A 234-nucleotide genomic window follows, 5' to 3' on the forward strand; every position below is an offset into this window, starting at 1 on the left:
CAGCCCGAGCCGGAGCCCGACCGGTCCGGTCGAAGAAGCCAGCACCGAGTCCTCGTAATCGGCCAAGTAGTTCTCGCCCTCATCGGGCAGCGAGACCGTTCGCATCGATTCGACCAGCTTGCGGTTGATGTACGTGGCGACCAGTACGCCGACGACCTGATTACCTTGGCTGGTACTAGACACGGCCCGCACATATGCGAGTGTATCCGGTCTGGTGGAAGGACCCAGATCGTT

The 234-nt window shown here is 61.1% G+C and carries 1 pseudogene; it reads right to left on the reverse strand.

Going from position 1 to position 234, the window contains the following annotated elements:
• Positions 1 to 183, reverse strand: a pseudogene (locus tag KVT38_RS34290) (sensor histidine kinase); the annotation flags it as partial.
• Positions 184 to 234: the final 51 nt, after the last annotated feature.

The organism is Cohnella sp. GbtcB17 (assembly GCF_019091135.1).
Lineage (GTDB): Bacteria > Bacillota > Bacilli > Paenibacillales > Paenibacillaceae > Cohnella.